Source organism: Pseudomonas gregormendelii (genome assembly GCF_017114825.1).
Taxonomy (GTDB): Bacteria; Pseudomonadota; Gammaproteobacteria; order Pseudomonadales; family Pseudomonadaceae; genus Aquipseudomonas; species Aquipseudomonas gregormendelii.
On the sequence record NZ_JADEVO010000064.1, the window covers coordinates 1 to 15,971 of the forward strand.

The 15,971-nt window shown below is 52.9% G+C and carries 9 protein-coding genes and 6 pseudogenes; 9 read left to right on the forward strand and 6 right to left on the reverse strand.

Going from position 1 to position 15,971, the window contains the following annotated elements:
- Positions 1-126: 126 nt before the first annotated feature.
- The 6 genes and pseudogenes from IMW75_RS25840 to IMW75_RS27480 all read left to right on the forward strand — a co-directional run.
- Positions 127-450: pseudogene (locus IMW75_RS25840) on the forward strand (methylamine utilization protein); the annotation flags it as partial.
- Positions 434-2,791 carry an EAL domain-containing protein gene (locus IMW75_RS25845; protein ID WP_205894199.1) on the forward strand — a complete coding sequence of 786 codons (2,358 nt, stop codon included), beginning with the start codon at positions 434-436 and terminating at the stop codon, positions 2,789-2,791. The pseudogene IMW75_RS25840 and the gene IMW75_RS25845, both read left to right, overlap by 17 nt.
- Positions 2,792-2,796: 5 nt before the next feature.
- Complete coding sequence (locus tag IMW75_RS25850; RefSeq protein WP_045060533.1) at positions 2,797-3,660, forward strand: DUF3034 family protein; 864 nt, start codon at positions 2,797-2,799, stop codon at positions 3,658-3,660.
- On the forward strand, positions 3,660-4,079 hold the full coding sequence (locus IMW75_RS25855) for a group I truncated hemoglobin (RefSeq protein WP_045060532.1): 420 nt from the start codon (positions 3,660-3,662) through the stop codon (positions 4,077-4,079). Before IMW75_RS25850 ends, IMW75_RS25855 begins: the two co-directional genes overlap by 1 nt.
- A 1,976-nt stretch (positions 4,080-6,055) precedes the next feature.
- Positions 6,056-6,223: pseudogene (locus IMW75_RS27475) on the forward strand (HAMP domain-containing protein); the annotation flags it as partial.
- A 123-nt stretch (positions 6,224-6,346) separates the two neighbouring features.
- Positions 6,347-7,081: a methyl-accepting chemotaxis protein gene (locus IMW75_RS27480; RefSeq protein WP_414704667.1), complete on the forward strand. Its 735-nt coding sequence runs from the start codon at positions 6,347-6,349 to the stop codon at positions 7,079-7,081.
- 203 nt (positions 7,082-7,284) lie between these two features.
- On the opposite strand, the gene IMW75_RS25865 is transcribed toward IMW75_RS27480, so the two are convergent.
- The gene (locus IMW75_RS25865; protein ID WP_205894201.1) at positions 7,285-8,265 is read right to left on the reverse strand and encodes a DMT family transporter; all 981 of its coding nucleotides are present in this window, start codon (positions 8,263-8,265) and stop codon (positions 7,285-7,287) included.
- Positions 8,262-8,834, reverse strand: a complete 573-nt coding sequence (locus IMW75_RS25870; RefSeq protein WP_205894202.1) for a TetR/AcrR family transcriptional regulator — start codon at positions 8,832-8,834, stop codon at positions 8,262-8,264. The genes IMW75_RS25865 and IMW75_RS25870 overlap by 4 nt, the downstream gene beginning before the upstream one ends.
- Before the next feature lie 275 nt (positions 8,835-9,109).
- On the opposite strand from IMW75_RS25870, the pseudogene IMW75_RS27105 reads away from it, so the two are divergent.
- A pseudogene (locus IMW75_RS27105) lies at positions 9,110-9,313 on the forward strand (IS3 family transposase); the annotation flags it as partial.
- Positions 9,314-9,400: 87 nt separating this feature from the next.
- Here the strand turns inward: IMW75_RS27105 and IMW75_RS25875 are convergent.
- A pseudogene (locus tag IMW75_RS25875) lies at positions 9,401-9,568 on the reverse strand (TerC family protein); the annotation flags it as partial.
- 280 nt (positions 9,569-9,848) lie between these two features.
- On the opposite strand from IMW75_RS25875, the gene IMW75_RS25880 reads away from it, so the two are divergent.
- Positions 9,849-11,516, forward strand: a complete 1,668-nt coding sequence (locus IMW75_RS25880) for a BCCT family transporter (RefSeq protein ID WP_045059736.1) — start codon at positions 9,849-9,851, stop codon at positions 11,514-11,516.
- 116 nt (positions 11,517-11,632) lie between these two features.
- A pseudogene (locus tag IMW75_RS25885) lies at positions 11,633-12,556 on the forward strand (mechanosensitive ion channel family protein).
- A gap of 132 nt (positions 12,557-12,688) precedes the next feature.
- On the opposite strand, the gene IMW75_RS25890 reads toward IMW75_RS25885, so the two are convergent.
- The 3 genes and pseudogenes from IMW75_RS25890 to IMW75_RS27110 all read right to left on the reverse strand — a co-directional run.
- On the reverse strand, positions 12,689-13,408 hold the full coding sequence (locus tag IMW75_RS25890; RefSeq protein WP_045059735.1) for a 3'-5' exonuclease: 720 nt from the start codon (positions 13,406-13,408) through the stop codon (positions 12,689-12,691).
- 2 nt (positions 13,409-13,410) lie between these two features.
- Positions 13,411-15,285, reverse strand: coding sequence for a DUF294 nucleotidyltransferase-like domain-containing protein (locus tag IMW75_RS25895; protein ID WP_045059734.1), 1,875 nt, complete (start codon positions 15,283-15,285; stop codon positions 13,411-13,413).
- A 102-nt stretch (positions 15,286-15,387) separates the two neighbouring features.
- Positions 15,388-15,971 (reverse strand): annotated as a pseudogene (locus IMW75_RS27110) (hypothetical protein); the annotation flags it as partial.

Consider the following 15,971-nt stretch of genomic DNA (forward strand, 5'->3'; position numbering starts at 1 on the left):
GCCTGAAAGTGTCCGGATGGCCGTGGAATCGGTGTCCGGATGCTCGTGGAATGAGTGTCCGGATCAGCGTGGAATCAGTGTCCGGATGTTGGTGGAATGGGTGTCCGGATGGTCATGGAATCCCCAGTTGTGGTGCTTGGATGCAACATCCATGACTGGATGCTTGGCTACGTTTACGTCACTGACGATCCGCGCTTTGGCGTCACTGACGCTCAAGGAAAATTGACGCTTGATAACCTTCCCGTCGGTGTTTACCAGGTCACTCTCTGGCATCCACAACTCAAAGACATGCAGCCGCTCAGTGCAGGTTCTATAAAAGTACCTGTCGACGGTCTCAAGCAGACCTTTAACCTCACCCTGGAGCCTTTGTCTACGAACGCTCCAACCGCACCTGCACCGAGTACCTTCGGCGACGCGTTCAAGCGAGCTGCCCGTGAAACTGCGCAATAGTTTTCAGGCTCAAGTTACCGCAGTTCTGATCCTGCTTTTACTGGTGGTGATTGGCTCACTTTATTTCAGCGTAAAGGTTGCGACCAACTCAGCGGTGCGTAGCCAGGCCAATACTCAACTGGACGTCGGTACGCGAGTCTTCGAACGCCTGCTTGAGGTGCGAGGGCGACGCTTGGCAGACGGAGTGCAATTACTCGCAGCCGACTTCGGTTTTCGCGATGCGGTGGCCAGCAGAGATTCTGCAACCATACGTTCGGTGCTGCTCAATCATGGCAAGCGCATCAACGCCAGTGACATGATTCTACTCAGTATGGATGGAACAGTTCTCGCTAGCACTCTCGACGATGTGGCGGATGGCTCGCTGTTTCGTTTCGACCAAGCTCTGCGCGAAGCCCGGCGCATGCAACAAACTATGTTGATCGTGCCACTGCAGGGTAAGCCCCACTTGCTTGTTGAAGCGACAGTGCTCGCGCCTCTACCGATTGCCAGGGTGGTGATGGGCTTCAGCATGGACAGTGCATTTGCCCGGGAGTTGCGCTCGCTTACCAATCTTGAAGTGTCGTTTCTGGCAGTGGATAAACAACAGCCGGGGCCACTCGTCAGCACCCAACCTGACATTCTTGGCCCAAGTATCACAGGGCTGATGCTTAACACGTCTATGCGCGACGCGGTTCAGCTGACGGAGCACTTGGAGAATAATTTCCTGAGCCAGTCCTTGGTGTTGGCTGGCGGCGCGGATGGATATGACGGTCAAGTGATAGCTTTATTGCAAAGCCCACTCGATGCTGCCATGCGAGCGTTTGCTCCCCTTGATGAAAAAATCCTTGGCATTGCCTTGATAGCCTTGCTTGCCTCATTAGCGGGGGCTCTCCTATTGGCCCGAGGTGTGTCGCAACCCGTTAGATCTTTGGCCCTAGCAGCGGAGCGAATCGGCCAAGGCGATTATCAAACTCCCGTAATACTAAGGAGAAGTGACGAATTCGGATTACTGGCCAAAGCAGTCAACTCTATGCAGCGCGGCATCGCAGAGCGTGAACAGCAACTGGCTCACAACGCCCTGCATGATCCCCTCACTGGCTTGCCCAACCGCGCTTTAGCAGTAGAGCGATTAGGCAGCGCGATTGCCGCAACACGACCGATGGCATTGATCGTCTTGGGCATTCAAAACCTGCGGTCTATCAACGAAACAGCCGACCCTGAAACGGTTGATCAGTTGCTCCGCCAAACCGGTCAGCGCCTACAGGAATCGCTGCATCCCGGTGATACGGTAGCGCATCTGATCGCCGACGAGTTTCTGCTCTTGCTTGATGGCTTCGACAGTGATGCGGCAGTCGCAGTAGCTGACCGGATTCAGCAATTACTGCTTAAGCCTCAGCATATCAACGGTCACGATTTGGCTCTGGATTGCAGACTCGGTATAGCGGCATTTCCCGCTGATGGGCAAAGCGCGCAGACGCTACTGGAACGCGCCTCCATTGCCATGAAAGACGCTGCGCAGTTGCCCGGCCATTTACAAATTTATCAACACGGGCGTGACTTGGCCCACCGTCGACAGATCACTCTGATTCGTGACCTGCGCCACGCTGCCAGCAAAGGCGAGCTTCTACTGCATTACCAGCCGAAGTTGGATATCCGTAAAGGTCACGTCCGCCAAGCCGAAGCCTTATTGCGCTGGCAGCACCCGCAACTTGGAATGGTTTCGCCTGCTGAGTTCATTCCTTTGGCAGAACGTACTGGAAGCATCCAAGTGCTTACTAATTGGGTGATCAACGAGGGGATGCGCCAACTCTCCGAGTGGAATCAGCGGGGTCTTTGCTTGCAGCTTTCGCTAAACATTTCCGCCGATGACTTACTTAGCGATGAACTGGCCGCTCGCGTCTTGGCATTATTACGAAACTACCGCCTGCCAGCGGAGCAATTGATATTCGAAATCACCGAAAGCGCAGTCATGCGGGAGCCGGAGCGTGCATTAAAAGTCCTGCATCAACTGCGTGATTGCGGCATTAGCTTGTCGGTGGATGACTTCGGTACTGGCTACTCGTCCTTGGCTCACCTCAAGCGACTCCCTGTACAGGAGTTGAAAATTGATCAGTCCTTCGTCCGTGACCTGGATGAAACCAGTGAGGACGCCGTGATCGTCCGCTCGACCATCGAAATGAGCCATAACCTTGGTCTTAAGGTAGTTGCCGAAGGCGTCGAGTATGCACACAGCCTGCGCTTACTCGAACGCTGGCACTGCGATACGGCGCAGGGTTATCTCATCAGTCGGCCACTTACTGCCGCAGCATTTGAAGCCTGGGTGGCCTTGCCTCTTAACTTTCATACATCCATTGTTCATTGATCGCCATGACCTATCGTTTCTCTCTGCTGATCGGCTGTCTCATCGGCCTGAGCCTCCAAACCTCCCTCGCTGATAATGGACGGCTGATTGCCACAGGTGGTGCCAGTAGCCTCGAGGGTGCAGCAGGCGGAGGTATTACACCTTGGGCAATACTTACTGGCTACGGCGAAAAGAACGAGTGGGACGCGACCGCGTTCGCCACTACGGTCAATTTGCCGGACTATCGGCTGGATGTTGCTGGGTTAGCTTTGGCCTATGACAACCGTATCGAGCTGTCTTTCGCCCGGCAGCGTTTTGATCTGGGGTCTTTGGTTAGCAAACTGAATCTCCCTGAAGATAACCTAAGCCAAGACGTACTCGGGCTAAAGGTGCGTTTGTTTGGTGACGTGATCTACGACGATCTCCCGCAGGTGTCGCTAGGGTTGGAGTACAAACATCAGCGCGATTTTCTGATCTCGAGCCTGGTTGACGCTCAGCGTGACAGCGACACTGAGGGATATATAGCCGCAAGTCGCTTGTTCATGGGCGCAGCATTTGGCTACAACCTCTTGGTCAATGGCAGCCTGCGGTACAGCCGCGCCAATGAAACCGGGTTGCTGGGTTTTGGTGGTGACCGTCGAGACACTCGCAGTGTGCTCAAGGAGGGGTCGATTGCCGTGCTGTTCAACCCGCACTGGGCGCTGGGCGTCGAGTACCGGCAGAAGCCGGACAACCTGTCGTTCGCCGGGGAAAGCGATTGGGCGGATCTGTTTTTAGGATATTTCCCCAACAAGCATATGTCGGTGGTCCTGGCCTATGCACGCCTGGGGGAGATCGCCACGCTAGATAACCAAAACGGCACATATCTGTCCTTGCAGGGAAGTTTCTGATGCGATTGTTGCCACTGTTTCTCGTTTTGCTATTGAGTGCTTGTGCGCAAAAAGCTCCTAAGGATGACAGCCTTTATCAAGCCCTGGGCGCACATCTGGGGATCACTCGAATTGTTGAGGGCATGCTGCTAAACATTGCTCGGGACGAGCGAATCGTTGAGCGGTTTCGCAAGATCGATATCCAGCGGCTACGGGACAAATTGATTGAGCAATTTTGTGTTGAAGCGGGCGGCCCTTGTACCTATACCGGTGACAGCATGGCCGAGAGTCACAGGGGGCAAAATGTCAGCCGCAGTGACTTCAATGCGCTGGTCGAAGACTTGATTGCAGCGATGGATGATCTGGGGATCGCGGTGCCGGTGCAGAATCGTTTGATTGCGCGACTGGCCCCTATGCGCGGGGAAGTAATTGAAAAGTGAGCCGGAGATTCGCTTGGAGTTCTGCTAATCGTATAGGGAAGTGATGGAGCGATGCTATCTCACGTCCGTAAATGCGCAACCATCGGCTATCTCATTTATGGATGAGAGGTCTCCCGCCCACTCCCAGCCTTGTGCACGGAGGCGATTCCCGAATGAAGTAGGGAATAACACACCGCATCATGGGAAATAACTCGATTGGCTGAGTGCTCAAGCACCACTCTGTTACCCCAGTAGCTTTAGCAAATAGTAAATCGCATTGTCCGCTACAGAATGCGAATAGCCTATGCGCAGGGTGATTATCCTCACCGGCCGGAGCCCATTGGGGCACTGCTTGACGAAATGGCTCACTGTTCTTCGTTTCACATAAAGCCACATGACACGAATTTCATTAGCGATTACGGTACAGAAGCACATCGGCATAACCGCATACCCGACTCAGCAACCGCACCGGCCTCCTCTGCCACAGTTGCCCTTTACCCCAGGCAAGAGCTTTGTCAGGTACGAATTTGTGCTGGGCCGGCAGCTAACTGCCGCCTCTGCCGCGCTGGATTTACCAGCGATGAGAGCAATCGAGATCACGGCTGAGCTATCCAAGGGCCGGGCATCACCGTTTACTCAGAATAAAACAGTGACGCCCATTGTAAGTCCAGATATTTCGGAATACCTTGTACAATACCTATACAACATTGGAAGCTTTGTACAATAATGGCCAATGGCATCTAGTGATGCATTTTGCGGGTGAATGCTCACTGCTCCGCCAAGAAATAAAAATTGTGCAACGCCGTGGCCAGGACGCCAAGCTGGTATTTTTTGACATTAGGCATGCTGAGTTCGGCGCCAAGGCTTTGTGCGCCAATCTCGATCAGATGCAGTCGTCATTGCATGCGAGCTTTGCAGATGGCCGCTGGATTGCAATCCTAGACTCGACCCGATGGAGTGCCAACTGCCCACCTAGGTTTTTGGGTAATTGCACTGAAATGGGGGGCATCACTGCCGCTCCTCGCGTTAGTTGAACGTCTATGCTGACGGGTGACGCAGCTGTAGAGAAAATCGCTGCGAGGTGTCAGCGCTAAAACTCAGGGATGGCAAACGGCCTAAATTGTAAAAAGCAGGCTCAACTATTTCCATTAAAAATCGCCAAGTTAAGAAGCTCGGCAATTTTAGGTTTAGAGAGGTCCACCTCAACTTGTCAGGTGGTATCTGATATTAGTAAATTCACCAACACCAAGCCATTGGTGTTGATGCTCTTAATTTGCGTTCAGTAACAGGTAGACGCGCGCCATCTCCAGTGCGACGTCTTGGCCACGTCATATGCCGATTACAATGTAGGAAACTTCTTGCACGTGCGCCTCAGACGCAAGCGCGCGAGCCACGCTTTTATTTCCTTTGCAATACTGGAGAACTCTGTGACGCTAAGTATTTCTCGTTTGATGGTTTTCTGTGCAGCAGGCTTGGTCGCAACCGCAGTGGGTTTGACCTTATTAATGCACACCCAAATCAATGACCTCGATGACATGGAGCTCAATAGCAAGCAGTTAGGAACCGCTCTTGAGTCAACCCAAGAACTGCGTTACGACAGCGCACAAATCCAACAGTTTTATACTGATGCCAGCCTAACCCAAGACGCTGAACCCTTAGACGATGCGCAGAAATATTACACCGCATCGCTTCAGTTACTTGATGAACTTACGCCCATGGTTCCGAGCCTTTCCAGCCGTATTCAGGCTTTGCGCACTCCACTCGAGCAGCTTAACAGTACCGGTATGCTCATGGTGCAGGCCTATGCCCGTAATAAAGTTGATGGAGATAAAGTCATGGAAGACTTTGACCTGCGTTCAGCAAAAGTTATTTCCGACTTTGCCGCTTTTAGTGAGCCGCTGGATAAGCTATATCGTCAGCAGCTAACTGACAGTAAGGCTGAGCGCACAATGATTCGAACCACTAACCTCATCGCGTGGAGCACGGTCTTGGTCATTATGCTTGGGGCATTGTGGTTAATTGCCAATCGGGTACTACCGCCCATGCAGTCTTTGAGTAAGGCTCTGAGCGCGTTGAATGACGGTAGTGGCGACCTGAGCCGCACTATCAAATCGAATCGAAATGACGAAATTGGACAGGTTATCGAGCTGTTCAATGCGTTCCTTGGAAACCTACGCCTCAAAATCACCACAGTTGCAGATGTTTCAACGGGCCTGGAGCGCTCCGCCGAACAATTGCTCCGCGATGCTGGCGCGTCTCAGCGCAGTGCTACGGATCTGCAAGTCGAGGTGGAACAAGTTGCGGCGGCGGCTAATCAGATGGCCACCAACGTGCAGGGCGTGGCTACAAACGCCCAAGCCAGCGCGGCTCAAACTCAAGATGCCGATAAGCAGGCACAAGCGGCGATCACCGTCGTCAATGAAACTATCATCGATATTCGCGCCCTTGCAGATGAAGTGGGTCGTGCTGCGATTGTGATTTTCGATCTAGAAAGCCATTCACGCGAGATAGGTGGGGTACTGGAGGTGATTCGTACTATTGCCGAACAAACCAATTTACTGGCTCTTAACGCAGCCATTGAAGCCGCTCGTGCAGGCGAGCAAGGTCGTGGTTTTGCCGTAGTGGCTGACGAAGTGCGTACGCTCGCTAGCCGAACGCAAAAGTCTACTCAAGAGATAAACGGCATGATCGACCGCCTGCAAAAAGCTTCAAAACAAGCCGTAGAAGTAATGGACGATAGCCGTATCTTCGCGGAGCGCGGCGTGCAGCAGGCGATTAGCGCTGGCGAGGCGCTACAACGAATCAGCGGACTGGTGTCTTCTGTATCAGACATGAGCCTACAGATAGCTCAAGCTGCAAATGAGCAGGCCATGGTTACCGATGAAATTAATCGACGAATCAGCAGTGTGTCGGTCGTCGCGAACACCACTGCAGCGCTAGCGGAAAGCACTCTTAAGCGCGGACGCGAAAGCGGCGGAGACGCCGAGCGTTTATTGAAAATTGTGCATCAGTTCAAACTCTAATCCTGAATCGGCCCAGGTTTTCTAGAAACCTTGCAAACTCTTGAACGGCTTCGCATACCTCGCCCTCTCGAAGCTTGATATCGAAGGGAAGGACGATCCATTGTAACCGTCCGCCCAACACACCGTCCCGATCCCAACGCTTAGGGCAATGATGCCGAATCAATCCAAAATGGGCACCTGAAATGCCACATACCGGCACAATCTCACTCGTTTTGGCTAACGTCAATGATCCTACCACGCGTCGCGAGAAGTGTTTGCCTGCGATAAAAGGCGTGAATAGACCACACCACCCCTACGAATAGCACCCCTGTCCCAAGCGCTTCCGTAGGAGAGGGCCAGCGTTGGTTGATGAGCAGGCCCATCGTAGTTGCATAAATGGTTCCGCTGGCGATCAATTGCCCGCTTAGAGCCAGAGGTAGCCGCCGAGTTGCGATTGACCATGCCCAGGCACCTGCAAGGGTGGCCCCTAACCCCTGAATTACCCCACATACCATTAGCGCCTGAGTACCTGCTAACCCGCCCGGATGGCCGGCGAAGTGGGACAGTTTCAAGTACAGCCCAACTGGGATGAAGGCCAGCATTTCGACGCTGCACATGAAGATCAGCATGGCTGACCACAACATGGGGGACATGGTTGGGCGTCGAGCCAAAGCACTTTCATTTAATAGGCCAAAACCAGTCCAAAATCCGATTGCCAGCAACGATGCGAGCAGCCCAAAAAGTATCGAAGTTGTCGGGGGCACCGCCGTCGCGCTGCGAGCATCAAACACGCTTAAGTTGACCAAACTTATGCCCAGTGCCGCCACCACCAGCGGCCCGGAAATGGCGCGCCAGGGTACGCTGGAGCTTCGCATGTTGCCGGCAATTGCGAGCACGATCGGTACTGACCCCATCATCACCGGAGGGATCACCGGCCCAGCTGCCAAGACCGCAGTGGTAATCAGAAAGAAATATCCGATGTACCCCAAGAAGCCCAGCAGTGCGGCGCAGACCCAGTCGCTCAGTCGCAAATGCCGCACTTTGTTACGGTAAACAAATAGCACTAGCAGGCTACCTAAACCAGCAAAGGCATAGCTCACCACAGCCAGATCAAAAAGGCTGTAATCGCCGACTAGCCCTGGAAAGATATAGAGCAGCGACCAGGAAAAAGTGGCGGCAATGGCGGCCAATAAGCCTAGGGTCATACGTTATGCTCCTGCTTGGCCAGGTTCCGGATCCAGCAATCAGCAATTTGCCGGGCAGTGTCGAATACCCGAACTTCCTGGCCCATGGCGCCGCTGACAAAACTGCCCTCCAGCAAGATAAAAAGCCCCTCAGCAACTAAGCCAGGATCGCTAACACCGGTGCTCTTGGCCAATGCAGCGAGATTTTCGCGTATACCTTGCTTATGCCTGCTCACTGCCAAATGCACAGGGTGGCTAAACTTGGGGAATTCAGCCGCACTGTTGACGAACAGGCACCCGCGTTCGCTATCTCGCAAAAGAAAGCGTTGATACAAATCGAAAAAAGCGAGCATGCCACTGACCGGGTCAGGATGCCCTGCCAAGGTGCACGCTACCTCTTCACGCCAACGTCGGTCACGCTCCTCAAGGCAAGCCACTATCAGCGCATCCTTGGAGGGGAAATGGCTGTAGAGCGTCATCTTGGTAACACCCGCCATCGCGGCGATGGCCATCACACCAGTAATGTATATACCTTGTGACAGAAACAACTTTAGCGCCGAATCAATCAAGCGCTCACGGGTATTGTCCAATTTAAGGCACTTAGTCATCGTGACGGATGATGACTATACTGACCGGTAAGATTGAGGCGTATGCCAATACGACCCAAATCGTGGCCTTTACGACACTGACCGCAGCACGCCGGCGCAGCAGAAAGGCCAATCAGAAGTTTCGTTACGCTAGCTAAGCGCACCCACACTCGCGTGGATCGACGGACGCCCCCTATGCGGCAGCAGCTCGGCATTGTCATTCGGCAGCCGCGTCGGCAGTCGTGTGCGACCATTCTTCAAGTGTGCGATTAGTGTGTCAGGGCAATTACCGGGACTACGCGCCGATGGAACGCGTGTTCCGCAACTTGAAAACGGAATGGGTACCTGCCGTGGGTTAAGGAACCGCCCAATAAGTCCGGCGTTATATCAGTCATTTCTTAATGCATTAGTACAACTGGATTCGACCCCATCAATTTAACGGTGGGCTTGCGCTTGCTCAGTCAGACCGAAGAAAAACATAACGTCATGTCCGGGATTAATTGGTCATTACAGGCCCTGTCGCCCATTCGCCAGGAGGCAGCCCACTGGCGGCCGCCACCTTTTTGGATTTACTCCTGCGAGCCAGCAGAGGCTTGGTCGCGGGTTTTCCAAAGTGACAGCAGCACCCCACCCAGCAGCAGCCCCACGGTCACGCTCAGGGAAATGACCGCCGGAATCTTGCCGATGATGCCGACTGGGAAGATCTTGCCACCGATAAATACCAGTACCAGTGCGAGCGTCCGCCCTCTCAACGAGTTTGAAGAAGTCATCCTCAATAGCTGAGGAGACGCCTATCAAGCCATTCAGTCATCACGTTGGCGCCAACCCTCTAAGCAACACGTTCTCGCGCCCTGCATACAGCTGACACACGCCCTATTGCCCCCCAAGTGAGACCAGCTTTCGCCAGATAGTTAAAAAGCTTGTTAGGATAGGGATGCAAACATCTCGTTTTTACATAGGAACAGCGGGGCTTACGACCACTGCACGTCATAACGTGCCACCATCAAGGAGGCTCTCATGGGCCGAACACCTGGGGATGATCTACCAGAAAAACCTCATACAAGCAGTGAGGATGGCATTCCTGCTCCTAGCGGGGCCGCCAATCTGATTGATACCGACTACGTGATCGGACAGGACAATATCAAAGGTGAGTTTTCATTTTCCCTTGATATCCATGGCAAAGTGTTTGTCATCTCGGCTGCCACTATCTTGTTGTTCGTCATTATGACGCTGGCACTCCAGAATGAAGTAGAACCGCTGTTCAGTGCCATCCGAAACTGGCTGACGGGCAATCTCGCCTGGCTGTTCATGAGTATTGCGAACATATTCGTCTTGCTTTGCATCGGGCTAATTTTCTCGCCGCTAGGGAAGGTTCGTTTGGGCGGTAGGGATGCCAAACCAGACCATAGCTACGTGGGCTGGTTCTCAATGCTTTTCGCTGCAGGAATGGGCATTGGCCTAATGTTCTACGGCGTAGCCGAACCCATGTCTCATTATCAAGCGTCCATGGGAGGTGTGACCGTCGATGCAAGTGGAGCCCGCACCGACTGGGCACCGTTAGGAGGTGCAGCGGGCGACGCTAAGGCATCGGCCGACTTGGCGATGGCCGCTACTATCTTTCATTGGGGGCTCCACCCTTGGGCGATCTACGCGATTGTCGCTCTGTCCCTGGCATTGTTTTCTTACAACAAGGGCTTGCCGCTCTCGATACGATCGATCTTCTATCCATTGCTAGGGGAACGCGTCTGGGGATGGCCAGGGCACTGTATCGATATCTTAGCGGTATTCGCCACATTGTTCGGACTGGCGACATCGCTTGGGATAGGAGCTGAGCAGGCGGCAGCGGGGATTGAATATCTCTTCGGTATTGAATCAACAAATTTAAGCAAAGTAGTGCTAATCGTTGGTATCACCATAATTGCCCTTTGGTCAGTTCTTGCTGGCTTGGACAAAGGCGTCAAGATGCTGTCACAGATCAATATGGGCCTGGCGTTGCTTCTGCTGGTGTTCATCATTGTTGTCGGGCCCACCTTGGCAATCTTCACTGGATTCTTTAAAAATTTGGTGACCTACGCTGAATACCTACCGGCGCTTTCCAATCCTTTCGGTCGCACTGACACGGAATTCACTCAGGGCTGGACTGCGTTTTATTGGGCATGGTGGATCAGTTGGTCTCCATTTGTAGGGATGTTTATTGCGCGAGTCAGTCGTGGCCGAACGGTCAGGGAGTTCCTGATCTCGGTCTTGTTGGTTCCTACTATAGTTTCGGTATTATGGATGACGACGTTTGGTGGCACTGCCATCGACCAAGCTACTGTACAAAACTTGGTTGGCGTCAAGGATGCTGTGCTGGAGTTGAAACTGTTCGCCATGCTGGGAGAACTGCCACTAAAAGAAATTTCTTCGTTCTTGGGCATTGTTCTGGTCATCGTCTTTTTCATCACCTCCTCAGATTCCGGCTCCTTAGTCATCGATACGATAACAGCAGGGGGCAAGGTCGATGCTCCCGTTCCACAACGTGTATTTTGGGCGGTCATAGAAGGAGTAATTGCAATTGCGCTGTTGTTGGGCGGAGGTCTCGTGGCACTACAGGCTATGGCGGTATCTACGGGTCTGCCTTTCGCTCTTGTGCTGGCTCTGGGCTGCGTGTCTCTTGTGAAGGGACTGATGTCTGAGCCCCGCTAGTTAACGATTGAGGGTGCCAAGCATCCCGTAATCCTTCCATAACCCGCCAAGTACGAGCTGGCGGGTTAAACCTCTAAAAAATAGGCCAGAACACTCCAAGAAACAGTACGTTTTTCATGACTTACGATTCTCTGAGAATCTCGTTAGCCAACTGGGCTTTCGCTGTTTTGTTAGCGATAATTTGTTTCGCTTGGCAAGAACTGTGATTGGTTTTTTCCTTAGGAAGCTTCGAAAAATATCAGCCCTACCGAATACGCCCGTTAGTAATATCGCGGTCGTAGTGTTTTCAGGTACAAGCAATACACTCTTACTGCTGGCATCGATACTCGTTGGTGTAGGCGTCCTTGACCTACCCGAGCGCTGGTTAGGACGAGTCCGCATCCTTTGGTTCGTAGTCGCTGCTTTGCAAATAGGCTTGTGGGTGAACCGCGCCTGTGCTTTGGCGCTCGCTCAAGGCGGTATCGCTATAGCCTTGGCTATGCAGAATATTCTAGCTGATGTATCCGCTTCGCTGTCCATTGCGGTAGATAAACCATTTGAGGTAGGCGATTTCATTGTCGTGGGGTCATTGTTTGACACTGTCGAGCATGTTGGATTGAAGACAACTCGGATTCGTAGCTTGGGCGGTGAATAAATCGTTATGGCTAACGCGGAAATGATCGAAAGTACCATCAGAATTACAAACGGTTTCTGGAACGTATAATTGTCTTTGAGATAGCGCTTACTTATAACTGCTCGGTGCAGCAGGCCAAGAAGTTAACACAACGAATCGAGCAGTTATTAGGCAGCAAAAAAGAGTCAGATTTGACCGAGGCCATTTTCAGAATTTCGAGGAAAGCGCCTTGGAATTTTAGGTCGTATACATTGTGCTGGACCCAAGTTACAACATCTATATGAATGTTCAGCAGGACATTAACCTATCAACAATGGAGGCCTTTAACGAGATAGGGGTCAGCTTTGCACTGCCATCACGCACCGTTTACGCTGCATCGATTCCCGGTGATGAGGCGTCTGTGGGTCATAGCAAAGAGTGGCTGTAAGGACTTCAGAGCACTCGATATAAACGCATGCTCAGCACTTCTAGAACCATGAATATCTCCTGACAAATGTCGAGGCGTTGAGGAATCTCCCACCACGGCTTCTCGGGCGACCCCGCTCAGAGTGCAGCGCGGTCAGTCCCATAGTGCGCCAATAGGTGAGGCTGTTGAATAATGGGTAGCTATCTGCGCTTGTAACAACTCAGCAGTAGCGAGGGCATCGGTTAACGCATGGTGCCCCTGATAAGCTGGAAGGTTATAGCGCATGCGGCTGTCGGCCAATCGTATGGATGTCTGCGGGCGGCGCATGAGCCTGGCAATCCACCCTTGCTTTTGCCGATGCATTCTCGCTTCCAATTGCATCGTGTCTACGACCGGAAACCTCAGACCTTCTCCAAGGTGCCTATGCAGTGCTGCATCAAGGAACTCACGCTCGATATTTCGATAATGGACGACTACCACTTTGCCTGCCATGGCGTCCAGAAGCGGCTCCAGCACTTCCGGGAGCGAGGGAGCATTCAAGATCTCAGCATGGGTAATGTGGTGCAGGGTAACTGACTTTTCATTCAGTTCTGATGACGGGTTTAGCACCCAATACGCCGCCTCGCTGCAGTAGATGCGCTTTAAGGTGAACGGCACCAAACCAATGCTGACAATACTGTGAGCCTGTGCATTGAGCCCGGTTGTCTCCACGTCCATTGCAAGAAATTGCACGTTTTCTATTAGGGTGTGCGGTGAGACGACGCCCGCCTGATAAAACTTTCTCAAGCAAGAGTCAACCGAATTCTGCGCCAATTCCCGGAACAGATCTGGCCAGTTCACCGGGTAATCTGGTTCCGCCTTGACCTCATTCATTTTTAGACACGGCCCTTTGGCGGGTAGCGGAAGCGCAAAAAATTCTGACCGTTACTCAAGACCTGGAAGGCCTCTTTGAGATTGTGTCGCTCGCTATTAGAGAAGCGCTCAGGCTCGATCAAGTTATTGGGCGTTTCTCCCTGCTCCAGCGCCTCCACCTGATGCCGGATCCGCACCAGGGAGAGGAACTCCAGAGCATAGCGCAGGTGCTTCAGTGCTTCGGGCGGCATGATGTTAGCGCTAGTGATTGCATCGATACGGTCAAACGAGTTCTGCGCTGTACTCCCGCAAGCGAGAGCATGGATGCGAATAAGGTCGGTGAGCGGTGCGGTACCGCGTCCCTTGAGATTGATGATTCTTTTCTGTTGTCCATCTGTCTCGACGACAAAAGTACGAAAGAATCCCAAGGGTGGTGTCCGGTTGAGCGCAATCCTCGCCATGGCATTGAGAAATCCGGGATGTAAACTGGATTTTTGAGCACATAGAACTTTGAGTTCTTGCACCAGCGAAAGCTGGCCAAATACGCCATCCAGATCGAAAAAGATGCAGCTATTAAGCAAGGTTGTCGGGTTCGGTTTTTCGATCCACTGCTCAAAATAGCTTCGCCAAATCCTCAAAGGCTGGCGCCATTGATCGTTGGTCGCCATGACTCCGCCCTTACAGTAGCTGTACCCACACGCTGCTAGGCCATCACTTACGAACGATGCAAGGCTACGGAAATATGCATCATGCAAGGCGGGATCGAATCGATCATCCAGCACCAAGGCGTTGTCTTGATCGCTTACCAGCAGTTGTTCATCGCGCGCCATCGAGCCTAGCACCATGAAGCAATAAGGTACGGGAGGTGGGCCCAATTTTTCTTCTGCAAGTTCCAGCAACCGCTGCGTGAAAGCTCTGCCGATACCTGAGATGGCGCTACCGATCATGTGCGCGGTCGCGCCATCTCTCACCATCCGGATGTACGTTCCACGCAGGTCTCGTAATAGCGACTTTAGACCGTCGACCGACGTCTGGTTAGATATTCTGCTTACCAGGTACAAGCTACTGTGGGACTCGTACCGAATAATATCTGAGAGGTTGATTACGCCAATCGGTCGCCCGTGGTTGAGAACCGGCAAGTGATGGATATTGTGGCGTAGCATGACAAGCATGGCTTCAAAGCCTGAATCGTCAGCATTTATGGCCACTGGATCGGTTGTCATGATGGCGCTGATAAGCGTTTCGCCGGCGCTCCTCCCGACCGCGACAACGCGGGTGCGAAGATCCCTGTCGGTCACGATCCCCCGGATGTCTCCTGCCTGCAGTCCCGCTGGCGACATGACCACGACACAGGCAACGCGTTGTTCGGTCATCAGCTTTGCAGCCTCGCCAACCGTGGTACCCGACGTCACCCAGACTAGGGAGCGTGACAGCAAGGCTCGGCATTTGAGCTGGATCAATTCGCTCGACCGACCTTGCGCCTCGACTGCAGACTTGAGCCTCGAGTGCCCTTCAGCTTCAACGAAATCCGCAAAGGCGTCATGCTGTGCGCATAGATCGGCGAAGACGTCGGCAGGGATGTAGTAAATCAGGCTGTCTTCAAGTGCTCTCGCAGGAAAACGGACTTTGTTGCTGCGTAAAAGCCCTGCCTGGCCAAAGATATCGCCTTCGACAAGCCGGTTGTAAAGCTCGCCGTTGCGTCGATAAATCTCCACTGCGCCGCTGCGCACATAGTGCAAATCCTGGATCACTGCACCCGCTTCCAGAATGTCGCTGCCGGCTTTGAAGTAACGCACATCAACTCTCCGAGCCATAGCATCTACGGACTCCTTGGGCAGTTGATCAAACGGGGAAAAACGATAGAGATGGTCGCTGATCTCCTGCATCTCGGCTTGCATGGAACCTCGGTATGCTGGAAGGGAAAAATCGCCAAAAGGCGTGCGCTTAAATTTGCTGATCGCCCGAAAAGCCTATCAGATACTTCCTATCGGATTATTAGATTAATGCAATTCAAGCCGAGTGGGCGGTAGCGGCCTTCGCAGAATATGGCATCCATCCGCTCTTAACAGTGGACTGACGATTTGAGTGAAAGCTCTGTAGCCACCGTATTCGGCAGTCCGGTAAGCCAGCATCTGCCGCATGGGAAACACCTCTTCGGCAGCCACATATGTAGGACATGGGTCATAGTTTGACTCATGGTACCGATGTGCCGCTAGTGGCCAAGCTGCAGCGAGCAGCTTGGCCAGTTCAGTAAGATTGGTTGTCGTCACGATGTCATATTCTCCTCGACTGCTCAGCCGATGCAACTCTCGAGCCTTTTTGACCCGTTCCAGTAGAGGAACAACAATCCCTGACGCCCTTTCAAAAAACTCGCTAATGTCTGCCCGTGTCTGAGGGATCTTGTAGCATTGTCGTGTAGCTCCAACTGCCTGAAGGCTTAGGTAGGCCAGAAGAGGTAGGGCGGCGGCAAAAACTGAGTGCAACACCTGACCTTTCCGGTACGGTGCTGCCCCATGTCCTATCACGAACTCAGCGTCGAAGAACGCGCCGCCATTCAAATCGGTCATATCCAGGGCCTCAGCCA

Excerpts from the sequence above, each read along its gene's own strand:
- IMW75_RS25850 (WP_045060533.1), top strand. The coding sequence starts at position 2,797 with ATGACCTATCGTTTCTCTCTGCTGATCGGCTGTCTCATCGGCCTGAGC.
- IMW75_RS25855 (WP_045060532.1), top strand. The coding sequence starts at position 3,660 with ATGCGATTGTTGCCACTGTTTCTCGTTTTGCTATTGAGTGCTTGTGCG.
- IMW75_RS25865 (WP_205894201.1), bottom strand. The coding sequence starts at position 8,265 with ATGACCCTAGGCTTATTGGCCGCCATTGCCGCCACTTTTTCCTGGTCG.
- IMW75_RS25880 (WP_045059736.1), top strand. The coding sequence starts at position 9,849 with ATGGGCCGAACACCTGGGGATGATCTACCAGAAAAACCTCATACAAGC.
- IMW75_RS25890 (WP_045059735.1), bottom strand. The coding sequence starts at position 13,408 with ATGAATGAGGTCAAGGCGGAACCAGATTACCCGGTGAACTGGCCAGAT.
- IMW75_RS25895 (WP_045059734.1), bottom strand. The coding sequence starts at position 15,285 with ATGCAAGCCGAGATGCAGGAGATCAGCGACCATCTCTATCGTTTTTCC.